The sequence below is a fragment of the Pseudomonas sp. LBUM1674 genome, from assembly GCF_059695635.1.
This window is the reverse complement of sequence record NZ_CP166779.1, coordinates 2,878,422-2,904,551: the sequence shown is the minus strand read 5'-3', so window position 1 is coordinate 2,904,551 and position 26,130 is coordinate 2,878,422. Positions and strand designations below refer to the sequence as shown.

Genomic DNA, 26,130 nt, shown 5'->3' with positions numbered 1-26,130 from the left:
AAACCGTAAAAATTCCGTGAAAAATCAACTTGAACTCAGGTTTTTCCGCGCGGGGCCGAAATCCTATCAGACAAGTCCGATTAACGCTGCCGCGTTTATGGACTTGAGGTCTTCCAGGCCTGTCCGGCGCGAGCTTGAATGGCATTGGCCAGGCTCGACCCTGCAACAGGCCCATTTGATTGTGTACATATCCGTTTCTGCGGTAACGGCCGCTGACGGTTTCGCTCTTACAGCGAGTCACTTGGAAGAGCCCCAAGTAACCAAGGGCTTTTGCCCCGCCATTCGGTGCCTCGCCTAGGCTCGGCATGCCCTCACTCCGGCATTGCTCCGGGGGCCCGCCGCCATCGGCCATCCATGGCCGAGGGCGGCTACCGCGGCATCCTTGCCGCGGTGCCCCCTGCGCAACGCCTGCGTTCGGCCTCTGGGAAAGGGGCGGCAGATCTGAAGCCAAAGCCAAAGCCAAAGCAACGGCAACGGCAACGGCAACGGCAAAATCAACAGCTTCGCGAGCAGGCTCGCTCCCACATCTATGGTTACCCCCTTTTCTGCAATACTGTTGTTGATGTCGTGTTTGGCTTGCTTTCATCTATCCGGCGTCTGAGTGGGGTTGCTAGCCCCGCGCCTCGATGAGAATCGATGCCCAACGACCCTAATTATTGGAACGGCCTTTCAGCCGTGTGAGAGCCCAGGGTTGTCGTCAGGCCGGTTGGCCGTTCACGTCATCAGTTATCCAGCATCGCAAAACCAGGTGGGTGGTGCTCGGGTAATAGCGGGGTCAGGCGTTCGTCGCGCTTGGCCCCGCATCGAATTCAGTGTGGTGCGCCGCAATCGCCCAAGCGATTCGTGCCAGCTTGTTGGCCAGCGCACAGACCACAAGATTGGAGTGATGGCGAAACCCTAAGTAGCCGTTACCGCAGAAACGGATATGTACACCAACAAAGAAACCACAGCAGCAACGAATATGTACACGATCAAACAAACCCGCCAACCGCGCCTACCCGTTACAATCGCCCCCCCCTCTTCAACTTCCCCCAAGGAACCCCCATGTCCGGGCTTGAACTGTTTGCCGCCACCCTCGGTGTCATTGCCGTCTGGTTGACGGTCAAACAGAACCCCTGGTGCTGGCCGATTGGTCTGATCATGGTGCTGCTCTACAGCTGGATCTTTTTTGAAGTGAAGCTGTACTCCGACATGCTGCTTCAGGTGATCTATGCCGCCTTGCAACTGTACGGCTGGTGGCAATGGACGCGCGCGGGCGAAACCCGTCAAGGGCGGAAAATCAGCCAGCTCGATGGTCAATCCATAACGCTCAGCCTGGCCGTCGGCGCGCTGGGCAGCCTGCTGCTGGGTGCTGCCATGGCCCACTGGACCGATGCCGCCCAACCCTGGCTCGATGCGGCGCTCACCGGTTTCAGCCTGGTAGCCCAAGTCTGGATGGCGCAGAAGCGCGTGCAATGCTGGCCACTGTGGATCACCCTCGACGTGGTTTTCGTCGGCCTTTTTGTCTACAAGGGGATGTACCTGACCGCTGGCCTCTACGCGCTGTTTTTGCTGATAGCCGTGCAAGGCTGGCGGGAATGGCGCGCCGACCCGGTATTGCGCACATGAAAGTCCTGGTGCTCACCGGGCCCGAATCCAGTGGCAAGAGCTGGCTCGCGGCGGAGCTGCAAGCGCATTTCGGCGGCGTCCTGGTGGACGAATATGTCCGCTGGTTCATCGAGCAAAACCCGCGCGACACCTGCCTGGCCGATATTCCCCATATAGCCCGCGGACAGCTGCAATGGGAGGACGAGGCCCGTGCCCGACAGCCGCGGTTACTACTGCTCGACACTCACTTGCTGAGCAACATCCTCTGGAGCCAGACCCTGTTTGGTGACTGCCCCGCCTGGATCGAACAGGCATTGCTGGCCAGACGGTACGACTTGCACCTGTTGTTATCTCCCGAAAACGTCGCCTGGACGGATGACGGCCAGCGTTGCCAGCCCGAACTGGGTCAACGCCGGGCGTTCTTCGATCAGACCCTCACCTGGCTGGAGCACCATCGACAACCGGTTCAGGTGCTGCAGGGCGATTGGGCAGCGCGTCGCACCCAGGCCCTGAAGGCGGTTGAGCTTCTACTCGATTCCTGACTGTTTTTGCGAATCCGGACGCGGCACTCCCCTGTTTGGGGGGTAAGTGTCCATTTTTGAAACACCCCTCCGAGCTCAAACTCGCTATTTGAACGGCTTCATAATCTTTACACCTGCGCTGTTAAGAAAATGAAACACATCGCCGTCAACCCTTGATCTAGAGCATCGCAACTGCTTTGGCCTGATACAGGCACTTTGCACTGTCTCAAATTTGAAACAAAGCCCTACACGCCCCCTGTCGGCATAATTCGCAAGCTATTGAATTACCACGACTATCAAAAAGCGGCACAGCTTTCGCTCTCTCCTTCATAACGCTGACAAGGTCCAGCTCGCAGAAGAAGGAATAGTTGCCATGGGAACTTTCAACAACGGAATAACCCACCTCCTGCTGGTCGGATTCGCCACCTCGATATTCAGCTTCAATGTTCAAGCTGAAGGCAATGGGGTCATCGTGGTTAGACGTGACGTTCAGCCGGTGCACATCGGCCGCGACGGAGGCAAGGACCCCAACCCGACTGCTGTCAACGTCAATCCTTCTGAACGAGTCACCCAAAGCCTCAGCAATTCCGAGCTCAGCGATGGCGAATTCGCCAACGTCGCCAGCGGCTCCTCCATTGGCAACAACATTCCCCCAAATGGCTCAGGCCTGCAAGGCCTCAACGTCATCACCAACCCCAGCGGCATGCCTGGCATGAGAGCAGCTAGTGGTGGCGGTAGTGGCGGCGCGATTTCGGGAACCATCAATCGGGCAATGACTTCCGGCCTCGCCCCCCTGAGCAGACTGGCTGGAGGCCAATGACATGACGCGTTCCCTGATCGTACTTGCTCTGCTGGGCTGCACCAGCGCCATGGCTGATTCCGGTGTTCGCGTGGTCAACAACGCCGACATTCACAACTCCGGCACCCAGTACAAAGGCAACCTCAACGTCAACCAGGCAGCCGGTGATCAACAGCAGCAAACCAACGTGCGTGCCATCGCCATCGGCATCAATGGGGGAGCGACGACCAAGGTCATCCAGGCAATCGACACGGCCGCCAACCCGTCGATGAACGCGAAAGCAACGATAAGTGGCACCTCTTTCAGCAATGGCAACGGTGTACTGGGCGTCAACCAGAGTGCCGGGGCCAACAACCAAATGGCCAACGCAATGCGCATCAGCATCAGTGCCGGAGCGCAAAGCGTCGACGATAGCGCCCTTTCTCAACAGAACGTGGCGTTGCAACCAAACTCGGGAACAACTGGCATTCCAATCGGTAGTCGCCAGGTCGCTATCAGCGACCAGGCCTTCACCGGCAGCCGAGGAGTGATTCAGGTGAACCAGAGTGCCGGGGTGGGGAACCGCATGGCTAACACCCTGAGCATCCGGGTCGCTGACTGACCCAAACGCAGTGCAATTAGAACGTACACACTTAACCAACTAATAAGCACGGAGAAACACCATGAAACCTACAATGGCTCTCAAACCACTGGTTTTCGCACTGGCAGCAGTGATGGCAATCGCAGCACAAGCAGGCGGTCGCGATGATGATCGCGGTCATGGCAATGGCCACGGCAATGGCCACGGCAACAACGGGCATGATCGCGGCCCAAGCTTTGAAACACTGCTGTCACTCAGCTCCGGCGCCAAGGCTGCCGTGCTGGACGTGCAAAACAGCTATGGCAATAAAGGATTGAACCAAGGCACCAAAAACGACGCTAAAGGCGACAACTCACTCAATGGTTCCAACGGCAACATGGGCGCCAACGTTGCAGCCGGTGACGGTAACCAGCAAGACAACGCCGCTGCACTGGCCACTTCCGACGAAAGCTTCATCTTCGGCACCGCAACCGCCGTTTCAGCCGCGACTCAATTCAACACCGGCAACTCTGCATACAACTACTCCAGTGGCAACACGTCGACCCTCAACAACGCAGGCAGCAACGGTTCCGGCAACATCGGCATGAACGTGGCTTCCGGCAGCTTCAACCAACAGAAAAACAACCTGGCCATCGCTGTATCGGGCGGCCGTGTAGCAACCGCAGCTGCTGTGGCAACCCAAAGCTCCACCGGGCTGACTGTCAACAACTTTGGCACCCAGACTTACAAGACAGACGAGCTCAAAGGCACCTTTACCGCTGCGGGTGCGTTCGTGGCAGCCGGCAAAGCCGTGTCCAGAGAGGATGACCATCACGGCAACGGCCATGGCTATGGCAACAAAGGTGGCCGTGGCGGCCATGACGACGATGTCACCAAGTCTGATTTCGTCGCTGTCGGCGTATTCGGCCTGGCTGGCGTAACCACTGAACAAAAACTGACAGCAGATGGCTGGAAAACCCCTGTGACCAACACCGCCACCATGGCGGGCTCGATGAACGGCTTCTCCGGCAACGGCGGCGCCAACGTAGCATCGGGTGTAGGCAACCAACAAAGCAACTCGCTGTCCATCGCTGCTGGCTGCAACGTCTGCCTGTGATCGCGATCGAAATAAAAGCCCCGGCAACGGGGCTTTTCCACAGTCCGCAAAGGCGTATCGATCATGCGTAAGACTGCCCTTTTCGCCCTGCTCTGCCTGTCTGGCCTGACTCAGGCCGCACAGATGCCCGTGGCCGCCCTGCCTGGCGGCATGCTGGTCTACAAGGATGTACAGAGTTTGCGTGAGCGCAAGTTCAGCGACATCGTCGAACAGAAAACAGATTTCAGCTGCGGCGCCGCCTCACTGGCGACAGTCCTGCGCCAGGCTTATTGGCTCGACGTCGATGAAGAGCACATCATCAAAGGCATGCTGGTCAACGCTGACCAGGACCTTGTTCGTACCCAGGGTTTTTCCATGCTGGACATGAAGCGCTACATAGAAAGCATCGGCATGCGTGCCCGGGGCTACAAGATCCCCACCGAAAAGCTGGATGCAGTGACGATTCCGGTGGTGGTACTGATGGAAATTCGCGGCTACAAGCACTTCGTGGTGATGCAGCGGGCAGACAAGGATTGGGTGTATATCGGCGACCCGGTCCTCGGTCACAAACGCTACTCCCATGATGATTTTGTCAAAGGCTGGAACGGCATCGTCTTCGCCATCGTAGGTCCCGGTTATGACAAGACCAATGCACTTCGCAGTCCACCGGAACCCCTGACGGCCAAGAACAAGCTGGATAACTTCAATCCGGTCAAAGATGCTGAATTGATGGATTTCGGTTTCATACAGAGCGACTTCTTTTAATCGCCTAAAGATGATAGTGGGGCGGGATGCTCCGGGAGCAGCAGATGAAAACCTCATACTGGCTGGCCGCTGCCTGTCTGGCAGCGAGCGCTTCAGGCTATGCCAACGGATTCAAACCCATCGAAATCAACGACCGGGAGCTCGGCGAGCTGCGCGGCCGTTACGTCATGCCGGGACGGATCATCAGTTTCGGTATTGTCATGAGCAGTACCTGGCGTAATGCCAGTGGTGATTTGATCGGGGCGGCCACTTCGATGCAGATTCAGGCAGGCACCCTGAAACCCGAATTCTACGTGTCAACCTTTGGCCAGTCCGGTGACGGCAGTACGCCCGGGCAAGGCACTGGCAGCGTCATTGGTGGCGCTGGCTTGAACAGCGCGCAAGGGATCACCCAGAGCGTGCGCGCCGCCGGCGATGGCAACTCCGCCTACAACAACGTCGCAATCGACGTCAAAGAGGCCAGTCATGCCCCGGCCCTCAACCCGGGCCACGGCCAGGTGTTGATGAGCGGGCAAACCATTACCGGTAGCAATGCGGCCGGCAGTGTGGCCGTTTCCGCCACCGGCGGCGGCATCCAGATGGCCATTCAGGCCAACAACAACCAGGGCTCGACCCTGCAGCAAGTTGCCCAGGGTGGCCTGTTGCAGAACACGCGGTTACTGGGCAGCAGCAATGCGGTCAATAACCTGACTCAGCTTAATGTAGTGCTGAACAATAATGGCCCGAGCGCAGGTGCACTGGACTGCAACCTGACTCAACTCAACGCACTACGCACTCTGGGATATTGAACTACGCTGAGTCTCGATCATTGGGCATTAAGGGACGGCTTATTCATGTATCGATCAGTATCACTGCGCGCAGTTGTATGTTTGAGCACTTTATTCCCCGCGGCGATCTTGCAGGCAGCACCCGCTTCGGATGTGGAGATTCTGAAACAGGAGCTTCTGGAGCTGAAGCAACGATACGAAGTACAACAAAAAGCACTGGCGATCCTCGAGCAACGGGTCCGTCAGGTCGAAGATCAACCGGCAACTGAACAACCCAAGCGTCTGGCCAAGTCGCCAGCCGATCTCAAAGGCAATTCACAAGTCGCGACCGGTACCGGTGCTGCGGCGGCGTCAGGGGGGGCGGCCGGGGGCGGCGGCAGTTCCTACGGGCAATCGCTGGCCGATGATTCGCAGCCGGCACAAAGTGTTTCCAACCTGTACGACGAGGCCAGCGGGTTCTTCGGCGGCGGTAAGTTCAGCCTGGAAACCGGGCTGACCTATTCGCGGTACGATACGCGCCAGCTGATCCTCAATGGCTTTCTCGCGCTGGACTCGATCTTTCTGGGCAACATCAACCTGGACCGGATCAAGGCCGACACCTGGACGCTTGACCTCACCGGCCGCTACAACTTCGACAACCGCTGGCAGTTCGACCTGAACGTGCCGGTGATCTACCGCGAATCGACCTATCAGTCCGGCGGCGGTAACGAGGGGTCCGCAGGGGTCACCACCGAAAGCTCCGTCAAACGCGATCCAACCATTGGCGACGTCAACTTCGGTATTGCCTACAAGTTCCTCGACGAGTCGGTCAACACCCCGGATGCGGTGCTCACCTTGCGCGTCAAGGCGCCAACCGGCAAGGATCCGTTCGGTATCAAGCTGGTTCAGGATAATGCCAACACCAATCTGTTCGTCCCTGAGTCCCTGCCGACCGGCAACGGCGTCTGGTCGATCACCCCTGGCATCTCGCTGGTCAAGACCTTCGACCCGGCCGTGTTGTTCGGTAGCCTCTCCTACACCCACAACTTCGAGGAGTCTTTTGACGACATCAGTTCCACCGTCAACCAGAAAACGCCTGGCGATGTGCGTATCGGCGACAGCTTCCAGATCGGCGCCGGTATTGCGTTTGCGTTGAACGAAAAGATGAGTATGTCGTTCTCGGTGTCTGACCTGGTGCAACGTAAAAGCAAGATCAGGGAAGATGGCGGGGATTGGCAATCGGTTACTTCCAGCGATGCCAACGCCGGTTACTTCAACGTCGGCATGACCATTGCGGCCACCGACAACCTGACCATCGTCCCCAACCTGTCCATCGGCATGACGGACGATGCCCCGGACTTTACCTTCAGCCTGAAATTCCCGTATTACTTCTGATCAACGTTGTAGATCAAAAGATCGCAGCCTGCGGCAGCAGGCTGCGATCTTTTGATCTTTTGACCTTGCCTCTAGCGGATCTGGTGCTTGTGCAGCAATCGGTAAAAGGTCGGCCGCGACACGCCCAATACCCGGGCAGCAACGCTGAGATTGTCGCTGTGACGGTTCAATACATCGCACAATGCCTGGCGCTCGGCGCGGGTCTTGTAGTCTTCGAGGGTGCCCATCGGTGCGGCGATCGCATGCTGGCTGATCAGTCCCAGGTCCCGCGCCTCGATCTGCCGTCCTTCCGCCAGCACCAGCCCGCGGCGTACCCGGTTGGCCAACTCACGAACATTGCCCGGCCAGTCATGCTTGCCCATGGCAATCAGGGCGTCTTCGCTGAAACTGCGAGGGCGGCGACCGGTTTCATGACTGTAGAAATGGGAAAAATGATTGGCCAGCATCGACAGATCGCCGTGACGCTCGCGTAGGGGTGCGGTGACGACTTGCAGGACGTTCAGCCTGTAGTACAAATCTTCGCGGAAGCGTTTTTTCTCGATGGCGGCCTCAAGGTCGACGTGAGTCGCCGCCAATACCCGCACATCCACTGGAATCGGCTGACTGCCGCCGACACGCTCGATGTGTTTTTCCTGGAGGAAACGCAGCAGGTTGGCTTGCAGCTCCAGGGGCAGGTCACCGATTTCGTCGAGAAACAGCGTCCCGCCGTTGGCGGCTTCGATCCGCCCGATCTTGCGTTGATGGGCGCCCGTAAAGGCACCCTTCTCGTGGCCAAACAGTTCGGACTGAATCAAGTGTTCGGGAATCGCGCCGCAATTGATGGCGACAAAGGGTTTGCTGTGTCGCTGGGACTGTCGGTGCAATGTGCGGGCGACCAGTTCCTTACCGGTCCCGCTTTCACCGCGAATCAATACCGGAGACTCGGTGGGTGCCAGTTTGCTCAGCAGCTTGCGCAGTTCGCGAATCGGCTTGCTGTCGCCGAGCAGTTCATGCTCAGGCTGATCAATGTGAACCGTGCCCTTGCCGCGCAGGCGCGCCATGCCAAACGCCCGGCCCAGCGTCACTTGAACCCGGGACACATCGAACGGCAAGGTATGGAAATCGAAAAACCATTCGCAAACGAAGTCCCCGACATTCTGCAAGCGCAGGACTTCCTGGTTGAGTACGGCGATCCACTCGGTGCCGCTGCGGCTGATCAGCTCCTTGACCGCCTCCGGTCGCTCGAGGTGAAAAGGTTGCAATCGCAGCAGGCCGACGTCGCAGGTTTTGTCTGCGGCGTTTTCCAGGGTACAGCTGTCTACATCCCACCCCACAGAGCGTAAACCCGGCAATAGCCGATGGCAGTCGTCGCAGGGGTCCACTACTAATAGACGTCGTAAGGCAGGCGCTTCGCTCATGACTGTTCCTTGACGCCAAATATATGAAATATTATTAAAAACAGTCATTTGGCGGTCTTGACTGTAACATTAGCAATATTTTGACGGCCCCTTGTATCGTTTGACTATATGACCGTTGAGTGAATAGGTATAAGAAGCGGCTTTGTTAGTTGCCTAACGACTCTAACCTTTCATTCAGCTTTCAAGATCCCTCCACACCTTGATCCAATGAAAGAAAGTTGAAATAACTTTGGATTGAATGTGACCCACCCCCCGGTTGCGGGCATCAGTACAAGTAACGAGCCGAACGGTAAGCCCAACCGACGGCACTTCACTTGATTGGGCATACAGAGAGACGATCCCATGAACGCCCCGCTCCGTATCAACGAAGCTCTTTTGATCGCCGACCGCGCATTCCAACCCTTTCAATGCGTGGCCTGGGCCCCACAGGACGGTAATGGCGAACTCAGCCTGAGCGTCATCGACCGTACCAACACCCGCATCGGTCGCCAGCAGATTCCAAGCAGTGCCTATACCGATCCCGCGCAACTTGAAAGCCTGCTTAATCAGGCACGTGCCGAGTTGAGCGAGGAAGGCTACACCCTGCAATCGTGGTCGATGCCGCACTAAGCATTCAGTGCGGGTTACTTCATGTAACCCGCACCCTCCCCTATCATGGGTAGCTGGCGTTGCATGGCCATCTGCACTTGACGATGGTTTATTTCGAACCTGTGCGAGCCCTTTTATTACCAGGCTTGCCAGTGGTTCGAAAAGACACTGTTCTGGCACAAAACGACCCTCCGCCTGTTAGTTCTCACTGTTGTGCATCCGGGCATTCAGGGATTGAATGATTTCCCTATAGAAAGTCGCCGCCCAACTTCTGGATCAGGACGACTCGCAAGGAGCCGCGTGCATGTCAATCCAGACCGCTATTACCTTGACGCCCACCCTGAACGACGCCGGAGCACTCGATTTATCCTTCGCCGGAAATGGCACGACCCAAGTGTATTTCGCCGGCAGCACCTCAAGCATGGCCAACGGAGTGGCGATCGATTCACAGGGCAGGCTGCTGGTAGCGGCGAAGGTCGGAACGCCAGGCGGCAGCCGCTTCGGCCTGGCTCGCCTGCTGGAAGATGGCTCGGCCGATCTGGTATTCGGTCATCAAGGCAGCGTCATCGGGCAGTTTGAACACGGCTTCGAGGCGATGGGTGGAAAAGTCCATGTCCTGGCCGATGGGCGCATTCTACTGGCCGGGCTGCATTACGAGAATGCGCACCGGACACTGCCTGCCCTCGCCCTGTTTGATCAGCACGGCCGTCCGGCTCAAGGCTTTGGCGACAATGGTCGCTGCGTGGTGCGCCTGCCTGGCAATCTTTCCATGGGTGCGCGCGACGGCTGGCTGCCCCCTGGCATGCCAGGCACCGAAGCCTGTGATGTCTGCGTGCAGGAGGATGGTCGCATCCTGCTGCTGGCCAATCATCACTTTGAACTGGCCGATCATGTCGGCATGCTGATACGACTCGATACCGACGGCTCACTCGACAGCACATTCAATGGTCGTGGTTTCGTGATGGTCAGGCATTTGCTGATGAACACCTGGATCAGCAGCCTGATGGTTCAACGAGACGCCCGGATTCTGGTGGGCGGCTCGATCAACTTCCCCCAGGAAGGCCTGTTGGCCCGCTATCACACCGATGGCCGGCTCGACGAATGTTTCGCCGTGGACGGCTTCATGAGTTTCAAGGCCCAAGAGCGCAGCGCTCAGATCAGCCAGATCATCCAGCACGATAATGGCGACTTGCAGTGTTTTGGCAGCAGCCGCGACCCGATGCACTGCCTTTCATTGAAAGTCCACAGCAACGGCCGTCCGGACAGCCATTGCAACGGCGGCCATCCGCAACTGCTGGAAATCGGCCACAGTGGCTGCCAGTGGAACGCCGCCCTGGCATTGCCGGACGGCTGCGTGCTGGCGGCAGGTGCAACCATCGGCGGCGTCGAGGGCGACTTCATTCTGGCCCGCTACATGCCCGACGGACAGCTCGATTGTCGCTTTGGCATGGGTACCGGTTGGGTTCGCACCCGCCAGGGTCGCAGCCTGGATATTGCCACTTCATTGGCCGTGCAAGCGAACGCAAGCATCGTCGTGGCGGGTTCTTCACTGGACGGCAACTGTCGGGCCGTCGTCGCACGTTATCTGGGTTAATCCAAAGGATTTTTCCTACACTTGATCTTGCCTTGCACTTACGGCAACTTGCGCGCTTCTTATTACAAGGAGTAGCCAATGTCCGGTTCAATGGCCCAGGCGTTCGCGCACAATTTTCTCGGGCATTCTCCCCGCTGGTACAAGGCGAGCATTGTCGGCTTCCTGATCCTCAACGCCCTGGTGTTGTGGACGGTCGGCCCGGTGGCAGCGGGCTGGCTGCTGGTGCTGGAATTCATTTTCACCCTGGCCATGGCACTCAAGTGTTATCCGTTGATGCCCGGGGGCCTGCTGCTGGTTGAAGCCCTGCTGTTGAAGATGACCACGCCCCAGGCGCTCTATGACGAACTGGTGCACAACTTCCCGGTGATCCTGCTGCTGATGTTCATGGTGGCCGGCATCTACTTCATGAAAGACCTGTTGTTGTTCCTGTTCTCGCGACTGCTGCTCGGGGTCCGCTCCAAAACCATGCTGGCGCTGATGTTCTGCTTTCTGTCGGCGTTTCTGTCGGCGTTTCTCGATGCCCTGACCGTGACGGCCGTGATCATCAGTGCGGCGGTGGGGTTCTACTCGGTGTATCACCGCGTCGCCTCGGGCGACGATCCGCGGCAGGACACCCCGATCGGTAACGACCAGCATTTGCCCACACTGCATCACGCTGACCTTGATCAGTTCCGCGCCTTTTTGCGCAGCCTGCTGATGCACGGCGCCGTGGGTACCGCGCTGGGCGGCGTCTGCACCTTGGTCGGCGAACCGCAAAACCTGCTGATCGGCCATGAAATGGGGTGGCACTTCGCCGAGTTTTTTCTGAAAGTCGCCCCGGTTTCCTTGCCGGTACTGGTGGCGGGGCTGGTGACCTGCGTGCTGCTGGAGAAATTGCGCTGGTTCGGCTATGGCACGCTGCTGCCAGACAACGTGCGTTCGGTGCTGGCCAACTACGCCGCCGAAGATAACGCCGCACGCACCGCGCGCCAACGCGCCGCGCTGATCGTGCAGGGGCTGGCGGCACTGATCCTGATTGCCGCGCTGGGGTTTCACATCGCTGAGGTCGGCCTGATCGGTCTGATGGTGATCGTGCTGATCACTTCATTCACCGGCATCACCGACGAGCACCGCATCGGCAACGCATTCAAGGACGCCATGCCGTTCACGGCGCTGCTGGTGGTGTTCTTTGCGGTGGTAGCAGTGATTCATGATCAGCAACTGTTCACACCGCTGATTCAGTGGGTGCTGGCGCTGCCGGCGGAGCAACAGCCGGGCATGCTGTTCATTGCCAACGGCTTGCTGTCGGCCATCAGCGACAACGTGTTCGTCGCGACCATTTACATCACTGAAGTGAAACGGGCCTTCATCGCCGGCCACATGAGCCGCGAGCATTTCGAGACGTTGGCGATTGCGATCAACACCGGCACCAACCTGCCGAGCGTGGCGACGCCCAATGGTCAGGCGGCGTTTCTGTTTCTGCTGACGTCGGCGATTGCACCGCTGATTCGCCTGTCGTATGGGCGGATGGTGTGGATGGCGTTGCCTTACACGGTGGTGATGGGCGTTCTTGGCTGGTACGCCGTGAGTTACTGGCTGTAAACACCGGCCAAACAATGTGGGAGCGAGCCTGCTCGCGAAGAGGCCATGCCAGTCAACATTGATGTTGAATGAAATACCGCCTTCGCGAGCAGGCTCGCTCCCACAATTGGTTTTGTGTCGTCAGCGAGGGAGGATGTAGCGTTCGATCGCCTGGGCCGCGCCGTCTTCGGTGTTGGTTCCCGTGACAACATGCGCCTGGCGCTTCACCGCCTCTTCCGCCTGCCCCATGGCGATCGACAGCCCGGCGCGATGAAACATCGCCGGGTCATTGCCGCCATCGCCCAGGGCTGCCGTCTGTTCCAGCGGCACACCGAGAAACTCGGCCAGTGTCGCCAGCGCGTCGCCCTTGTTGGCTTGCATGGCGGTCACGTCCAGGTACACCGGTTGTGAACGCGAGACCTGAGCCTGCCCCTCGACCTTGGGCAGTAATTGCGCTTCCAGTTCGATCAGCAGTTGAGTGTTGTGACTGGCGGCGACAATTTTATCGATCTGCTCCAGATAGGGCTCGAAACTCTCCACCTCCACCGGCGGATACCCCAGGCCATGCTGCTCGCGCGGCACCATGGGCCCGGATGGGTCTTTCACCAGCCAGTCGCCGCCGCTGAACACCCAGACTTCGATATCCGGCAGATCGGCAAACAGCGTCAAGGTGGTCAGCGCGGCCGTGGCCGGCAAGTAATGCGCGACCAGAACACTGCCGTCGGGGTTGACGAGCGTACCGCCATTGAACGCCGCCGTCGGCAGATCGACGCCCAGGGCTTCGATCTGCTGCAGCATGGCTTTGGGCGGGCGGCCAGTGGCCAGGCTGAACAGCACGCCCGCCTCGCGCAACGAACGGACCGCTTCGATCGTGCGCTGGCTGAGGCTGTGATCGGGCAGCAGCAAGGTGCCGTCCATGTCACTGAGCAGAAAACGGATGGGGTGTTGCGTCGGCTCGCTCATCCGAGGCCGTGCCAGACGCGACCGTCGCGGGTCAGCAGATGTTCTGCGGCCTGCGGCCCGTCTTCGCCAGCCGCGTAGCTCTGCACGCTCGCGTCCTGTCGCCAGGCATCGAGGAACGGCTGCACGGCGCGCCAGCCATTCTCGATGTTGTCGGCGCGCTGGAACAGCGTCTGATCGCCCGTCAGACAATCGTAGATCAGGGTCTCATAGCCGGTGGACGGCTGCATTTCGAAGAAATCCTTGTAGGCAAAACCCAGTTCGATATTGGCCATCTTCAGCGCCGGCCCGGGCCGTTTGGCCAGCAGGTCGAACCACATGCCTTCGTTTGGCTGGATCTGGATCCGCAGATAGGTCGGCTGCAACTCATCGACCTCGGTATCGCGGAACTGCGCGTAAGGCGCCGGCTTGAAACAGATGACGATCTCGGTGTCGCGCACGCTCATGCGCTTGCCGGTGCGCAGGTAGAACGGCACGCCGACCCAGCGCCAGTTGTCGATCATGACCTTGAGTGCCACGTAGGTTTCGGTGTTGCTGTCGGGTGCCACGTTGTTTTCCTGGCGATACCCCGGCAATGGCTTGCCGTCGATTTCACCGGGCGCGTATTGGCCGCGGACCGAGTTGGCCCGTGCTTCCTCGACCGACCAGGGGCGAATCGCTCCGACCACCTTGGCTTTCTCGCCGCGAACCGCATCGGCACCAAAGGCTGCCGGCGGTTCCATGGCCACCATCGCCAACAACTGGAACAGGTGATTGGGCACCATGTCCCGCAGGGCGCCGGTGTGTTCATAAAAACTGCCACGGGTTTCCACGCCGACGGTCTCGGCGGCGGTGATCTGCACGTGGTCGATGTAATGATTGTTCCAGAACGCTTCAAACAGGCTGTTGGAGAACCGGCTGATCAGAATGTTCTGTACGGTTTCCTTGCCCAGGTAGTGATCGATCCGGTAGATCTGGTTCTCCGTCATCACCTTGAGCAGGCAAGCGTTCAAGGCTTCGGCGGTAGGCAGATCGGAGCCGAAGGGCTTTTCGATCACCACCCTTCTGAACGCTTCAGGCATCTCTTGCAGCAAGCCGGCGGCGCCAAGTCGACGCACCACTTCGCTGAAAAAACGCGGCGCGGTGGCCAGGTAGAACACCGCGTTGCCAGTGCCGCTGTCGGCAATTTTCGCCGCCAACGCTTGATAAGTGCTGTCGTCCAGAAAGTCGCCCTGGACGTAGCTGATGCCTTTGGCCAGTTTGGCCCACAAGACCGGATCAAGGGCTTGACCGCCCTTACCGACCTTGGAGGCCACCTCGGCGCGAATGAAGTCTTCGAGTTTTTTCGCGAAGTCTTCATCGCTGATGGCGTTGTGGTCAACGCCGATGATCCGCAGTCCGTCCCCAAGCAGACCGTCACGACTCAGGTTGTACAGCGCCGGCATCAGCAGACGCTTGACCAGGTCACCATGGGCACCGAACAGGAACAGCGTGGTCGGTGGTGCGGGTTCTGCCTTGGATTTATTGCGGATCAAGCGGGTCATTTTTTCGCAGTCTCCACATGGCCACCGAAGCCGAAGCGCTGGGCCGAGAGAATCTTGTCGCCAAAGGTGCCTTGCCCGCGCGAACGGTAGCGGGAGAACAGCGAGTTCGACAGCACCGGTACGGGCACCGATTGCTCCATGGCGGCTTCGATGGTCCAGCGACCTTCACCGCTGTCAGCCACAGCGCCTTCGTACCCGTCGAGTTTCGGATCGCTGGCCAGTGCGTCGGCGGTCAGGTCGAGCAGCCAGGACGACACCACGCTGCCACGGCGCCAGACTTCGGCGATGTCGGCGACGTTCAGGTCGAAACGCTGGTCTTCCGGCAGGTTGGTGCTGGCTTTGGTCTTGAGGATGTCGAAGCCTTCGGCGAAGGCCTGCATCATGCCGTATTCGATGCCGTTGTGGATCATCTTCACGAAATGGCCAGAACCGGCCGGGCCGGCGTGGATGTAACCACGTTCGGCGCGATCGTCATCAGACTTGCGGTCCTTGGTACGCGGAATGTCGCCCAGGCCCGGCGCCAGGCTTTCGAACAGCGGATCGAGACGCTTAACGGTCTCGGCATCGCCGCCGATCATCATGCAGTAACCACGTTCCAGGCCCCAGACGCCGCCCGAGGTACCGACGTCGATGTAGTGCAGGCCTTTTTCCGACAGGGATTTCGCCCGGCGGATGTCGTCCTTATAAAAAGTGTTGCCGCCGTCGATGATGGTGTCGCCGGCTTCGAGCAACGTGCTCAGGGTGTCGATGGTGTCTTCGGTCGGTGCGCCTGCTGGCAACATGACCCAGACCGCCCTAGGCTTGGCCAGGCCGGCAACCAGGGCTGGCAGGTCGGCAACGCCGGTGGCGCCCTCTTCGCTCAAGTTTTCGACAAAGGCGGTATTGCGGTCGTAAACAACGGTGGTGTGCCCGTTGAGCATCAGGCGCCGTGCAATATTGCCGCCCATGCGGCCCAGTCCAATAATCCCGAGTTGCATGTGCTGATGCTCCCTACTACAAATAAAGTGTGTCAAAGGTTATAGCCCAACGCGACTAATGTGGGTTAGTCCAGAGCGGCGGGGTGAAGTTTCCGGGCATTGTGCCCGATCCAGACTGATAACGTCAGAAATCGTGCCGAAAACACAACGACCATGAAAAATAAAAAAGTTCCATTCTTAAGCAAAAGAAATCAAAATCGGCGCCGATAGTAAGTCAGCATCCATGTCGGAGCGGATTTACAGTTGAATCAGCCATTTGCGAGGTGAGCAATGGGCACATTACTAGCAGCACGGCCAGCACAAACCCTTTACGTCACGATCCGTCGCGATGAATTGCGCCAGTTGAAAGACGAGCGCGACCAGTTGAGGCAGGAAGTCGCGCAACTGCGCCTGCTCACACAAGATGCTCAGGTCCAGTCCTGGCCCGTCACACAGCGTGCTCCCCACGCCTGATCCCTTCGCTTGAACCGGAAGCAGCCTTCTGCTGCTTCCAATACGCCCCGATGCCCCGACTGTCCGGCAATCACAATTTTTTCACACACACATATTGATACTCCGGCTCATTGTGGCCGCTCGGTATCCGTGCGCCCCCCGTTCGTCGGTGATATTCACGTCTCGGCGAAGGCAGTGATTTCAGTTGGAGCGATGAATGGCTTTGTTTAAACGCAGCACCACGTCTGCGAAAGGTTTTGATTGGGCAGGATTTCTCTGGCTGTTTCTGTTCTTCTGGTATTTTTCCGGCATTACCCAGCTACTGATCCAGCTGACGGGCACTTCCGGTTTCACCGGGTTCCGCCAGGCCTTTATCATGAGCGCCATCTGGCTGGCGCCGATGCTGCTGTTCCCTAAACAGACCCGGGTATTGGCCGCGTTGATCGGCGTGGTGCTGTGGGCCTGCTCCATGGCGAGCCTGGGCTACTTCTTCATTTACCAGCAAGAATTCTCCCAAAGCGTCATCTTCATCATGTTCGAGTCGAACATCTCTGAAGCGGGCGAGTACATGACCCAGTACTTCGCCTGGTGGATGGTGGCGGCCTTCCTCGCCCACACGCTGTTCGCCTGGTTCCTGTGGACGCGTTTGCGTCCGGTGTACCTGCCCCGCGGGCAGGCACTGGTCGCTGCAACCGCCATTCTGGTGGCCGTGATCGGTTACCCGCTGATCAAACACACCGTGCGCACCGGCAACCTGGCCAGTGGTTTCGAGAAATTCGAGACCCGCATCGAGCCCGCCGTGCCCTGGCAGATGGCCGTGGCCTACCACCGCTACCTCGATACCCTGGCCGGCATGCAAGACATGCTCACCAGCGCGAGCAAGATTCCACCGCTGCACAACCTCAAGGACTCGGCGGCCGATCAGCCGTCGACACTGGTGCTGGTGATCGGTGAATCCACCAACCGTCAGCGCATGAGCCTGTACGGCTACCCTCGGGACACCACGCCGGAACTGGACAAGCTCAAGGATCAGCTGGCGGTCTTCGATAACGTCATCACCCCGCGCCCCTACACCATCGAGGCGTTGCAACAGGTGCTGACCTTCGCCGACGAAGACAATCCGGACCTGTACCTGTCGACCCCGTCGCTGGTGAGCATGATGAAACAGGCCGGCTACAAGACCTTCTGGATTACCAACCAGCAGACCATGACCAAGCGCAACACCATGTTGACGACCTTCTCCCAGCAGGCCGATGAGCAGGTGTACCTGAACAACAACCGCAACCAGAACGCCGCCCAGTACGATGGCGATGTGATCGAGCCGTTCAACAAGGCCCTGACCGACGCTGCGCCGCGCAAGCTGATCGTCGTGCATCTGCTCGGCACGCACATGAGCTACCAATACCGCTATCCATCGACCTTCGACAAGTTCAAGGACCGCCAGGGGGTTCCGGCAGGCGTGCGCGATGATCAGTTGCCGACCTACAACAGCTACGACAATGCGGTGCTGTACAACGACTTCGTGGTCTCGAGCCTGATCAAGGACTACGCCAAGTCCGATCCGAACGGGTTCCTGATGTACCTTTCCGACCATGGCGAAGATGTGTTCGATTCCCCTGGCCATAGCACCCTGGGGCGCAACGAAAGCAAACCGACGGCGCCGATGTACACCATTCCGTTCATGGCCTGGGCCTCGCCGAAATGGCGCGAAACCCATGACTGGAACTTTGCCGGCGATCTGGGGCGGCCGTACAGCAGCTCGCACCTGATCCATACCTGGGCCGATCTCGCAGGGCTCAGCTTCGATGAACTCGATCGCAGCAAAAGCCTGGTCAGCGACAGCTTCAAGCCCCGGCCCTTGATGATCGGCAACCCCTACGAGCGTCAGCAGCGTCCGTTGATCGACTTCAGCCTGATCAAACCCAAGGCGTTACCAACTGCACCGGAAGTGGTGCAGAAGTAACCCTTCACAACCTGTGGGAGCGAGCCTGCTCGCGAAGGCGGTGGCACAGTCAGCATCGATGTTGCATGACCCACCGCTTTCGCGAGCAGGCTCGCTCCCACAGGGATTCTTCCTCCCATAAGAATTCTTCTCCCACAGGGATTTTCTGACAGCAAAATCCCAAAGATAATAATTATTCTCGTTTATAGCTAAATCTGCGCCCTCCCCTTCGTCTTTGAGCAAACGGAATTTTTCCCTCGAAGACAAGGAGTCGGCTGCGATGTTCGCGCCTATCACCCGTTCCATGACCTTTACCCTGGGCCTGTGCAGTATCGCCCTGTGCCCCGATCTGCTGGCCGAAACCGCTTCCGATCAAGAACCCGGCAGCACCCTCGAACTGGGCGCCACCAATGTGATCGCCCAAAGCCTGGGCAGCACCACCGAACATACCGAGTCGTACACCACCGGCGCCATGAACACGGCCACCCGGCTGAACCTGTCGATCAAGGAAACGCCGCAATCGGTGTCCGTGGTCACCCGTCAGCAGATGGACGACTTCAAGCTCGGCTCGCTGTCCGAAGCCATGAGCCAGACCACCGGCGTGGTGGTCCAGCACAACGACTCGGACCGGGTCAGCTATTCCTCTCGCGGCTACTCGATCACCAATTTCCAGGTCGATGGCATGCTCAACACCTTCAGCTACATGAAGTCCGATTCGGACACCATCATCTACGACCGCATTGAAGTGGTTCGCGGTGCGACCGGCCTGACCACGGGTGCGGGCGACCCGTCGGCCACCATCAACATGGTGCGCAAACGGCCCACAGCGCAGTGGCAAGTCCAGACCGGTGCCAGTGGCGGCAGTTATGACGACTATTACAGTTACCTGGATGTCGGCGGCCCGCTGGCGTTCGACGGCCGACTACGCGGGCGCAGCGTGCTGGCCTATCGCGACGCCGGTTCGTTCCGCGACAAGTACCAGCAACAACGGGAAGTTGGCTACGGCATTCTCGAAGCCGACCTGACCGACGACACCCTGCTGGCCGTGGGTTACGACTACCAGAACAAACACGTCCAGGGCTCCTCCTATGGCACCTTGCCCTACTGGAATTCTGACGGAGGCAAAGCGAACCTGGGCCGCTCCACCAATATGGCCACGTCCTGGAGTTCCTGGCCGATCAAGGACCAGACAGCATTCGCCACACTGGACCAACAACTGGGCGCCGGCTGGCATTTCAAAGCGGCCTACACCCACCGCGAAAGCGATACGGACGGCAAGTTGTATTACGGCGGTGGCGGCTTCCCGAACGAGGACCGCAGTGGCATGAGCGCCTACACGGGCCACATGATCGGGACGCAGAAAATGAAGGCTTATGACTTTAACGTGGCGGGCCCCTACACGCTGTTCGGACGGGAGCACGAGATGATGCTCGGGTATGGCGAAGCCGAGCGCAGTGAAGAAAACCCCTACCTGGTCAAAGGCGCACAGTCGTCGGACTATTTGAACATTCCCGACTGGAAATACATGGGCAACATCGCCAAGTATCACGACACCGTCACCAGCCTTTCAGGTTACACAGACAGTACCCGCCAGAAGGCCGGCTACCTGGCCACTCGCCTGAGCCTGACGGATGAGCTGCACGCGGTACTCGGCAGTCGTTATGGCAGCTGGAAAGCGTCGAGCAAGACCAACAGCTACGACGATAACCTGCAGCTGAGCAGTGTCGATGCCACCCGCCAGCAACACAACGACATATGGACGCCTTACGCCGGCCTGCTTTACGACCTCACCCCCGAATACACCGTGTACGTCAGCTACACCGACATTTTCAAACCGCAGTCCAATCGGGACCGTAATCGCAAATACCTCGAGCCGGTGGTGGGCAGCAACTATGAATTGGGGCTCAAGGGCAGCCTTCTGGAAGAACGCCTCAACCTGGCGACCGCGCTGTTCTGGAGCAAACAGGACAACGTCGCGGAACTCGACGACTCGGTGCCACCGGACCCGGTGACCGGCGAGGAGTTTTTCAAGTCCGGGGGTAAAGGCAACAAAGTGCAGGGCTTCGAAGCCGAAGTCTCGGGCGAGGTCATGGCCGGCTGGAACATGACAGCCGGCTACACCTACACCCACTCGGTCGATGGCGAAAAGAAACGCACCAATACCGTCCAGCCGCTGAATATGTTCCGCCTCTCCACAGCCTATCGTCTGCCCGGCGACTGGCAGGCACTGACTGTAGGTGGCGCGGTGAACTGGCAAAGCGACGTGTTCCGCGCAGCCAATCGCCCGGTGGGACGTAGTGCCGATGGCGCGGTGATCACCGAAAGGACGAATATCCGTCAGGAGGCCTACACCGTGGTCAGACTGATGTCGCGGTACGAGTTCGATCGGCACCTGTCCGCTTCGCTGAACGTCGATAACCTGTTCGACAAGAAGTATTACGACAACGTCGGCTTCTATAACGGTGTGTTCTGGGGCGACCCGCGCGCAGTCACCCTGAGCCTGGACTGGAAGCTATAGGATTTTAACGCCCATTTAACGGAATCGGCAGATAATGGACCTTCGACATTGCACTGGATCATGGATGAAAGGCACCCGACATTCCTGATGGGAGGCAAACCATGAAACGTACACCCCTGATCATCGCCGGCCTGATGACGTTCGTCTCGGCCAGCGCATTGGCCGAAGGTGGGGCAGAACGGATGCGGTATTACTACGACAGCCTGCGGTTCAGTCAACAACAGGCCCAGGAGAACAAAGGTTCCGAGGTCCGGGTCCCGGACGATCAAACCGCGCAAGTGACCGAGTCCTACAAGCCGAAATGACCAAAGGGCGACCAGATCACTCATAGGATGTGCAGGAGCCGGCTTGCCGGCGAAGGCGTACTCAAGATCGCCTTCGCCGGGAAGCCGGCTCCTACACGAAAGCGATTCAGAGCGCCTTGGTCCAGAACAGCATCCGTCCCTGTGCCGGATCGAACATGCCCGGGGCAAACCCGAACTTGCCATAGGACCCTTGGGCCACGGCGTTGCCTTCCAGTACCTCCAGGGTGATTTTGCAACAGCCACGCCGGCGGGCGATGTCCTCGACCTTTTGCAGCATCTTCTGGCTCAACCCCAGGCCGCGAAACTTCGGCACTACCGACACATCGTGGACATTGACCAGCGGTCGACAGGCAAAGGTCGAGAAGCCTTCAAAGCAGTTCACCAGCCCTGCCGGCTCACCGCTGACAAAGGCCAGTACGCTGAACGCATGGGGACGCTTTGCGAGCTCCCCAGGCAGTTGCTTGAGTACATCGGCGGGCAAGGAGTGACCACCACCCATTGGGTCTTCGGCGTAAGCGTTCAGCACCAGACCTATCGCCTCGGCATGCAGCGGATTGCTGTAGCTGGCCTGAAGCACAAGAATTTCTGCGGATTCCATTTCCATCCTCGATCACACATGAAGTAGCCCCGGCGCGCATCTCGCGCTGGAAAGCCAAGCGACAATATCGCGAGCGCTGAGGTGCCGACAAGATCAAAAGATCGCAGCCTGCGGCAGCTCCTACACCGATCGCGTACCTCGACAATTAATCGGGTGTACACCGACCCTGTAGGAGCTGCCGCAGGCTGCGATCTTTTGATCTTAATGGCCCCAAATCAAGGCTTCGGTCCACCCCAGCTCGGCAAAATCCGCGGCCCTCAGGCCCGACTCACCGGCACAGAAAAACTCGTCCAGTTGCGGCGGCTTGACCGTGGTGCCGCTGAGCATGGCGTGAACTTGCCCGCGATGATGAATCTGGTGCTCGAACAGATGCGACAGCAGGCGCAAACGGCTGTCATGCTGGGGGGTGTCACGGGCGATGGTCACGATCTTGCCGAGGTCTGCGTCGCGCATTTGCTCGCAGTAGGCAATCAGGCGTCGGTCCACCAGGGCTTGCTCGCGCTTGAGGTCGGCGGCCGTTGAGCAAGGCTCGTCGTGCTTGAAAAATACGGCGCAATCGGCATGCGGGTCATCACCGCGCAATTCCCGCTCCAGTGCATCCACGTAAAACCAGTCACAGGTCAGGATGTGATTGAGCGTCGCGCGCAGGCTCGGGAAAAAACTGACCCTGGGCTCCGTCAGCTCCTCCGGATTCAACTGGCCCCAGGCCCCGGCGAGTCGATGATTGGCCCAGGCGTTCTGATAGGCCATGGTCAGCAAATGGTGAGACAGCGGCTGATTCATCTTCTCCTCCCTAATTTCAAGCGTCGGCGAAACGTCGCAACTGCATTTCCTGTAGACGGCTGAGGGTGCGGCGAAACGGAAATTCCAGATAACCCTCGGTGTAGAGCGATTCCATTGGCACCTGTGCTTCGAGGTACAGCGGCACTTTACGGTCGTAGCACTCGTCCACCAGGGCAATGAAACGCCGCACACCGTCGTCATTCACCGACAATTGCGGCAACTCGCGATCGCCCGCCACCACCCGCTCGACGCCATCTTCGGTACCGCGCGCGATGCGACCTGCGCGTTTCTGCGCGCTGAGATTGGGTACCCCACTCAACAGAATAGCCTTGAAGGTGTCGCACAGCGCCATGAAATCCATGGCCGCAAAGGGCTGCTCACAGAGGTCGGAGTAACGGCTCCAGAGCACGGTTTCACTGGACTGCATCACATCGAGAGAACGGTAGCCGACCTTGATCGGCTCGCTGGATACCGGCTGGCCGACGGTCAGGGCATTGAACACGTCCGCCAAGGCGTCGGTCTGCCCAGGCGTTGCGACCCAGTAACGTTGCAAACCCGTGCCCGGGTGCAGGCGATGATCTTCGCCGCCATTGACCGCGATCACCTGCATGTGCTGCTTGATCGCCTCGATGGCAGGCATGAACCGGTCGCGGTTGAAGCCATCCGCGTAGAGCTGGTCCGGCGGCTGATTGGAGGTGCAGACTACCACCACGTCCTGCTCGAACATCACCTGGAACAAACGCCCGAGAATGATCGCGTCACCGATGTCATTGACGAACAGCTCATCGAAGCACAACACCCGCACTTCCTGGCTCAGTTCACGGGCCAGTGCCTTCAGCGGGTCGGCGGTGCCGGTCAGCTGAAACGAGCGCTGATGCACCCAGCCCATGAAGTGATGAAAGTGCTGGCGCCGGGCCGGAACCTGCAGGCTCTGGTAGAACTGGTCCATCAACCAGGTCTTGCCGCGCCCGACCGGGCCCCACAGGTAGACGCCGGTGACCGGCGTGCGCCCTTCATGCAGGGCTTCGTAGCATTTCTGCAAGGCCCAGACCGCATGTTCCTGGGCTTCGTCCTGGACGAAGCCCTTGTGTTCGATAGCGTGCTGCCAAGCGCTGAGGGGGGAGTCGACATTCATGGGCGGCAGTATGCCACGTCCGCTGCAGGGCGGCGTCTGGCCGGGCGATCCGGGCGCCGATTTTGTCAAGTGAGATGTCCAGCCTCATTTCCGGTCGTCGGCCCTTTTGTCATTAATGGAAAAGTGCCTTGACGGAATATATTACGAGCATCATATTTATTTAATGTCGCACTACATCTACATTCAGCCCAGTGCCTTTCCTGCCAGGAGTCATCCCATGCATTACAAAGTTTTTGGCCGCAAAACCGGCTTGCGGGTCTCGGAACTGGCGCTGGGCGCCGGTAACTTCGGCACGGGTTGGGGTCACGGCGCCGAACGTGACGAAGCCAAGCGCATTTTCGACGGCTATCTGCAAGCTGGTGGCAATTTCATCGACACCGCCAACGGTTATCAAGGTGGGCAGTCGGAAGCCATGCTCAGCGAGTTCATCGCCGCGGAACGCGAGCGTCTGGTCATCGCCACTAAATACACCTTGGGGACTACACCGGCTGCGGGCATTTCCCACACCGGCAACAACCGCAAGAATATGATCCGTGCCGTGGAAGAAAGCCTGACACGGCTGAAAACCGATCACATCGACCTGTTCTGGGCGCACATGAGCGACGGCGTAACGCCCATGGAAGAGATCCTGCGGGGTTTCGACGATCTGGTGCGCGCCGGCAAGATTCATTACGCCGGCCTGTCTAACTTCCCGGCGTGGCGCATCGCCCGGGCCGACGTGCTGGCCGAGGTTCGCGGCTTTGCACCGATTGCCGCCATTCAGGTCGAGTACAGCCTTGCCGAACGCACAGCCGAACGGGAGCAACTGCCTATGGCCGAAGCCCTCGGCCTGGCCGCGACGTTATGGTCGCCCTTGGGTGGCGGGTTCCTGACCGGCAAGTACCGCAGCAACGATGTCGACAACCGCGCGGCCAAACTGGGCATGCTGGTTCACGCCGAGAAAAGCGCCCGGGACACCTCCCTGCTCGACGCCTTGCTGGCCGTCGCCGCGGAACTGGAAGCCAGCCCGACGCATGTGGCCATTGCCTGGCTGCGGGAAAAGGCCCGGCGTTCGACCACGGCGTTGATTCCGATTCTGGGTTCGCGGACTCGTGAGCAACTGGATGCGACGTTGGGGGCGCTGGAGGTGAGGTTGAGTGTTGAACAAGTGTCGCGGCTTGATGGCGTCAGCGACGTGGCAATGGGGGTGCCGCATGAATCCATTGCCGGATCGATGGCACGGTTTACCGGGGCTGAAACCCTGGATCTCCCAAAAATCCCGGTTGCCTGAAAAAGCATCGCGGGCAAGCCCGCTCCCACAGGATTTGCGCAAAACCTGTGGGAGCGGCGGTGCGGCGATCCGACTTGCCCGCGATAGCGCCAGCAGTCTCGCCGCAGTTCAGTGCTACCGGTCGACCTTGTGCTTGGCGGCATACAAACACAGCATCTCCATCGCCAGGGTCGCCGCCGCCAGTGAGGTTATGTCCGCACTGTCGTAGGCCGGCGCCACTTCCACCACGTCCATTCCCACCAGGTTGATCCCGCGCAGGCCGCCGAGGATTTCCAGCGCCTGCACCGTGCTCAGGCCGCCACACACCGGCGTCCCGGTGCCCGGAGCGAAGGCCGGATCGAGGCAGTCGATGTCGAAGGTCAGGTACACCGGGTGGTGACCGACCCTTGCCCGAATGGCCTCGACAATCGCATCAACCCCGCGTCGATGCACTTGTCGCGCATCCAGCACCTCGAAGCCCTGATGATCGTCATTGGTGGTACGCAAGCCGATCTGCACCGACCGCGACGGATCCACCAGCCCTTCCCTGGCCGCGTGCCAGAACATGGTGCCGTGGTCGATGCGTTTACCACCTTCATCCGGCCAGGTATCACTGTGGGCGTCGAAGTGGATCAGCGACAACGCACCATGCTTGCGGGCATGGGCCTTGAGCAGCGGATAGGTGATGAAGTGATCGCCGCCGAAGGTCAGCATCGCGCTGCCGGCGTTGAGGATGTGCTCGGCATGGGCCTCGATACGTTCCGGCACCGACTGCGGCGTGCCGTAATCGAAGTCGCAATCGCCGTAGTCGATCACCGCCAGGTGGTCAAAGGGGTCGAAGGTCCACGGCCAGTGACGCTCCCAGGCAATCCCGGTGGATGCGGCCCGAATGCCCCGCGGTCCGAAGCGCGCGCCGGGACGGTTGCTGGTGGCGGTGTCGAACGGCACCCCGCTGACTGCCACGTCGACACCGCGCAAGTCGCGGCTGTAGCGACGACGCATGAAGCTGGTGATGCCGGCGTAGGTACTTTCTGCGGCAGTTCCATAAAGACTGTCGCGGGTCATGGCTTGATCGTTCTGCACTGGGACGTCCATTGAAGG

At 59.2% G+C, this 26,130-nt stretch carries 24 protein-coding genes and 1 pseudogene; 16 read left to right on the top strand and 9 right to left on the bottom strand.

The features are described from left to right. Positions 1-775: 775 nt before the first annotated feature. Positions 776-892 (bottom strand): annotated as a pseudogene (locus ACA067_RS13555) (IS110 family transposase); the annotation flags it as partial. Positions 893-1,044: 152 nt separating this feature from the next. Between ACA067_RS13555 and pnuC the strand changes: the two are divergent. From pnuC to fapF, 8 genes are all read left to right on the top strand, one after another. After that, positions 1,045-1,608 (top strand): nicotinamide riboside transporter PnuC, encoded by a 564-nt coding sequence (pnuC, locus tag ACA067_RS13550; RefSeq protein WP_497462227.1) that lies wholly within the window; start codon positions 1,045-1,047, stop codon positions 1,606-1,608. After that, complete coding sequence (locus tag ACA067_RS13545; protein WP_497462776.1) at positions 1,605-2,129, top strand: AAA family ATPase; 525 nt, start codon at positions 1,605-1,607, stop codon at positions 2,127-2,129. The genes pnuC and ACA067_RS13545 overlap by 4 nt, the downstream gene beginning before the upstream one ends. 352 nt (positions 2,130-2,481) lie before the next feature. Then, a complete protein-coding gene (gene fapA, locus ACA067_RS13540; protein ID WP_497462226.1) occupies positions 2,482-2,928 on the top strand; it encodes a functional amyloid chaperone FapA in 447 nt (148 codons plus the stop codon). Between the two features lies 1 nt (position 2,929). Beyond that, a complete protein-coding gene (gene fapB / locus ACA067_RS13535; RefSeq protein ID WP_497462225.1) occupies positions 2,930-3,508 on the top strand; it encodes a fibril amyloid subunit FapB in 579 nt (192 codons plus the stop codon). A gap of 61 nt (positions 3,509-3,569) precedes the next feature. Then, complete coding sequence (gene fapC, locus ACA067_RS13530) at positions 3,570-4,583, top strand: amyloid-like fimbrin subunit FapC (RefSeq protein WP_497462224.1); 1,014 nt, start codon at positions 3,570-3,572, stop codon at positions 4,581-4,583. A 63-nt stretch (positions 4,584-4,646) separates the two neighbouring features. Next, positions 4,647-5,327: a fibril amyloid maturation endopeptidase FapD gene (gene fapD, locus ACA067_RS13525; RefSeq protein WP_497462223.1), complete on the top strand. Its 681-nt coding sequence runs from the start codon at positions 4,647-4,649 to the stop codon at positions 5,325-5,327. 44 nt (positions 5,328-5,371) lie between these two features. Continuing rightward, positions 5,372-6,115: a fibril amyloid subunit FapE gene (gene fapE, locus ACA067_RS13520; RefSeq protein WP_497462222.1), complete on the top strand. Its 744-nt coding sequence runs from the start codon at positions 5,372-5,374 to the stop codon at positions 6,113-6,115. Between the two features lie 45 nt (positions 6,116-6,160). Continuing rightward, positions 6,161-7,468: a fibril amyloid transporter FapF gene (fapF, locus tag ACA067_RS13515; protein WP_497462221.1), complete on the top strand. Its 1,308-nt coding sequence runs from the start codon at positions 6,161-6,163 to the stop codon at positions 7,466-7,468. 71 nt (positions 7,469-7,539) lie between these two features. On the opposite strand, the gene ACA067_RS13510 is transcribed toward fapF, so the two are convergent. Beyond that, positions 7,540-8,865: a sigma-54 dependent transcriptional regulator gene (locus ACA067_RS13510; RefSeq protein ID WP_497462220.1), complete on the bottom strand. Its 1,326-nt coding sequence runs from the start codon at positions 8,863-8,865 to the stop codon at positions 7,540-7,542. Between the two features lie 342 nt (positions 8,866-9,207). Here ACA067_RS13510 and ACA067_RS13505 point away from each other — a divergent pair, with 342 nt between their 5' ends. From ACA067_RS13505 to nhaB, 3 genes are all read left to right on the top strand, one after another. Further along, positions 9,208-9,474 (top strand): hypothetical protein, encoded by a 267-nt coding sequence (locus tag ACA067_RS13505; protein ID WP_497462219.1) that lies wholly within the window; start codon positions 9,208-9,210, stop codon positions 9,472-9,474. 283 nt (positions 9,475-9,757) lie between these two features. Further along, positions 9,758-11,047 (top strand): NHL repeat-containing protein, encoded by a 1,290-nt coding sequence (locus tag ACA067_RS13500; RefSeq protein WP_497462218.1) that lies wholly within the window; start codon positions 9,758-9,760, stop codon positions 11,045-11,047. A 78-nt stretch (positions 11,048-11,125) separates the two neighbouring features. Continuing rightward, a complete protein-coding gene (gene nhaB, locus ACA067_RS13495) occupies positions 11,126-12,628 on the top strand; it encodes a sodium/proton antiporter NhaB (protein WP_497462217.1) in 1,503 nt (500 codons plus the stop codon). A 120-nt stretch (positions 12,629-12,748) separates the two neighbouring features. Here nhaB and ACA067_RS13490 read toward each other — a convergent pair whose 3' ends face one another. From ACA067_RS13490 to gnd, 3 genes are read right to left on the bottom strand one after another with little or no spacing between them, the layout of a single operon-like run. Next, positions 12,749-13,570, bottom strand: coding sequence for an HAD family hydrolase (locus ACA067_RS13490; protein WP_497462216.1), 822 nt, complete (start codon positions 13,568-13,570; stop codon positions 12,749-12,751). Next, positions 13,567-15,090 carry a glucose-6-phosphate dehydrogenase gene (gene zwf / locus ACA067_RS13485; RefSeq protein WP_497462215.1) on the bottom strand — a complete coding sequence of 508 codons (1,524 nt, stop codon included), beginning with the start codon at positions 15,088-15,090 and terminating at the stop codon, positions 13,567-13,569. Before zwf ends, ACA067_RS13490 begins: the two co-directional genes overlap by 4 nt. Next, positions 15,087-16,091, bottom strand: coding sequence for a phosphogluconate dehydrogenase (NAD(+)-dependent, decarboxylating) (gnd, locus tag ACA067_RS13480; protein WP_497462775.1), 1,005 nt, complete (start codon positions 16,089-16,091; stop codon positions 15,087-15,089). The genes zwf and gnd overlap by 4 nt, the downstream gene beginning before the upstream one ends. Positions 16,092-16,337: 246 nt before the next feature. On the opposite strand from gnd, the gene ACA067_RS13475 reads away from it, so the two are divergent. The 4 genes from ACA067_RS13475 (at position 16,338) to ACA067_RS13460 (ending at position 21,264) form a co-directional block, all read left to right on the top strand. Beyond that, on the top strand, positions 16,338-16,520 hold the full coding sequence (locus tag ACA067_RS13475) for a DUF6026 family protein (protein WP_150766558.1): 183 nt from the start codon (positions 16,338-16,340) through the stop codon (positions 16,518-16,520). Positions 16,521-16,716: 196 nt separating this feature from the next. Further along, entirely contained in the window at positions 16,717-18,462 is a 1,746-nt protein-coding gene (locus tag ACA067_RS13470; RefSeq protein ID WP_497462214.1) for a phosphoethanolamine transferase CptA, read from the top strand. Between the two features lie 259 nt (positions 18,463-18,721). Then, positions 18,722-20,959, top strand: a complete 2,238-nt coding sequence (locus tag ACA067_RS13465) for a TonB-dependent siderophore receptor (protein ID WP_497462213.1) — start codon at positions 18,722-18,724, stop codon at positions 20,957-20,959. A gap of 101 nt (positions 20,960-21,060) precedes the next feature. Then, positions 21,061-21,264, top strand: a complete 204-nt coding sequence (locus tag ACA067_RS13460) for a hypothetical protein (RefSeq protein ID WP_497462212.1) — start codon at positions 21,061-21,063, stop codon at positions 21,262-21,264. Between the two features lie 106 nt (positions 21,265-21,370). Here ACA067_RS13460 and ACA067_RS13455 read toward each other — a convergent pair whose 3' ends face one another. From ACA067_RS13455 to zapE, 3 genes are all read right to left on the bottom strand, one after another. Then, positions 21,371-21,862, bottom strand: coding sequence for a GNAT family N-acetyltransferase (locus ACA067_RS13455; protein WP_497462211.1), 492 nt, complete (start codon positions 21,860-21,862; stop codon positions 21,371-21,373). A 201-nt stretch (positions 21,863-22,063) separates the two neighbouring features. Beyond that, positions 22,064-22,645 carry a DinB family protein gene (locus ACA067_RS13450; RefSeq protein ID WP_497462210.1) on the bottom strand — a complete coding sequence of 194 codons (582 nt, stop codon included), beginning with the start codon at positions 22,643-22,645 and terminating at the stop codon, positions 22,064-22,066. A 16-nt stretch (positions 22,646-22,661) separates the two neighbouring features. Then, on the bottom strand, positions 22,662-23,780 hold the full coding sequence (gene zapE / locus ACA067_RS13445; RefSeq protein ID WP_497462209.1) for a cell division protein ZapE: 1,119 nt from the start codon (positions 23,778-23,780) through the stop codon (positions 22,662-22,664). A 217-nt stretch (positions 23,781-23,997) separates the two neighbouring features. Here zapE and ACA067_RS13440 point away from each other — a divergent pair, with 217 nt between their 5' ends. After that, the gene (locus ACA067_RS13440; protein ID WP_497462208.1) at positions 23,998-25,050 is read left to right on the top strand and encodes an aldo/keto reductase; all 1,053 of its coding nucleotides are present in this window, start codon (positions 23,998-24,000) and stop codon (positions 25,048-25,050) included. Between the two features lie 114 nt (positions 25,051-25,164). On the opposite strand, the gene speB is transcribed toward ACA067_RS13440, so the two are convergent. Continuing rightward, positions 25,165-26,124 carry an agmatinase gene (gene speB, locus ACA067_RS13435; protein ID WP_497462207.1) on the bottom strand — a complete coding sequence of 320 codons (960 nt, stop codon included), beginning with the start codon at positions 26,122-26,124 and terminating at the stop codon, positions 25,165-25,167. Positions 26,125-26,130 lie beyond the last annotated feature (6 nt).

Coding starts and splice junctions, on each gene's coding strand:
- pnuC (WP_497462227.1), top strand. CDS start 1,045: ATGTCCGGGCTTGAACTGTTTGCCGCCACCCTCGGTGTCATTGCCGTC.
- ACA067_RS13545 (WP_497462776.1), top strand. CDS start 1,605: ATGAAAGTCCTGGTGCTCACCGGGCCCGAATCCAGTGGCAAGAGCTGG.
- fapA (WP_497462226.1), top strand. CDS start 2,482: ATGGGAACTTTCAACAACGGAATAACCCACCTCCTGCTGGTCGGATTC.
- fapB (WP_497462225.1), top strand. CDS start 2,930: ATGACGCGTTCCCTGATCGTACTTGCTCTGCTGGGCTGCACCAGCGCC.
- fapC (WP_497462224.1), top strand. CDS start 3,570: ATGAAACCTACAATGGCTCTCAAACCACTGGTTTTCGCACTGGCAGCA.
- fapD (WP_497462223.1), top strand. CDS start 4,647: ATGCGTAAGACTGCCCTTTTCGCCCTGCTCTGCCTGTCTGGCCTGACT.
- fapE (WP_497462222.1), top strand. CDS start 5,372: ATGAAAACCTCATACTGGCTGGCCGCTGCCTGTCTGGCAGCGAGCGCT.
- fapF (WP_497462221.1), top strand. CDS start 6,161: ATGTATCGATCAGTATCACTGCGCGCAGTTGTATGTTTGAGCACTTTA.
- ACA067_RS13510 (WP_497462220.1), bottom strand. CDS start 8,865: ATGAGCGAAGCGCCTGCCTTACGACGTCTATTAGTAGTGGACCCCTGC.
- ACA067_RS13505 (WP_497462219.1), top strand. CDS start 9,208: ATGAACGCCCCGCTCCGTATCAACGAAGCTCTTTTGATCGCCGACCGC.
- ACA067_RS13500 (WP_497462218.1), top strand. CDS start 9,758: ATGTCAATCCAGACCGCTATTACCTTGACGCCCACCCTGAACGACGCC.
- nhaB (WP_497462217.1), top strand. CDS start 11,126: ATGTCCGGTTCAATGGCCCAGGCGTTCGCGCACAATTTTCTCGGGCAT.
- ACA067_RS13490 (WP_497462216.1), bottom strand. CDS start 13,570: ATGAGCGAGCCGACGCAACACCCCATCCGTTTTCTGCTCAGTGACATG.
- zwf (WP_497462215.1), bottom strand. CDS start 15,090: ATGACCCGCTTGATCCGCAATAAATCCAAGGCAGAACCCGCACCACCG.
- ACA067_RS13475 (WP_150766558.1), top strand. CDS start 16,338: ATGGGCACATTACTAGCAGCACGGCCAGCACAAACCCTTTACGTCACG.
- ACA067_RS13470 (WP_497462214.1), top strand. CDS start 16,717: ATGGCTTTGTTTAAACGCAGCACCACGTCTGCGAAAGGTTTTGATTGG.
- ACA067_RS13465 (WP_497462213.1), top strand. CDS start 18,722: ATGTTCGCGCCTATCACCCGTTCCATGACCTTTACCCTGGGCCTGTGC.
- ACA067_RS13460 (WP_497462212.1), top strand. CDS start 21,061: ATGAAACGTACACCCCTGATCATCGCCGGCCTGATGACGTTCGTCTCG.
- ACA067_RS13455 (WP_497462211.1), bottom strand. CDS start 21,862: ATGGAATCCGCAGAAATTCTTGTGCTTCAGGCCAGCTACAGCAATCCG.
- ACA067_RS13450 (WP_497462210.1), bottom strand. CDS start 22,645: ATGAATCAGCCGCTGTCTCACCATTTGCTGACCATGGCCTATCAGAAC.
- zapE (WP_497462209.1), bottom strand. CDS start 23,780: ATGAATGTCGACTCCCCCCTCAGCGCTTGGCAGCACGCTATCGAACAC.
- ACA067_RS13440 (WP_497462208.1), top strand. CDS start 23,998: ATGCATTACAAAGTTTTTGGCCGCAAAACCGGCTTGCGGGTCTCGGAA.
- speB (WP_497462207.1), bottom strand. CDS start 26,124: ATGGACGTCCCAGTGCAGAACGATCAAGCCATGACCCGCGACAGTCTT.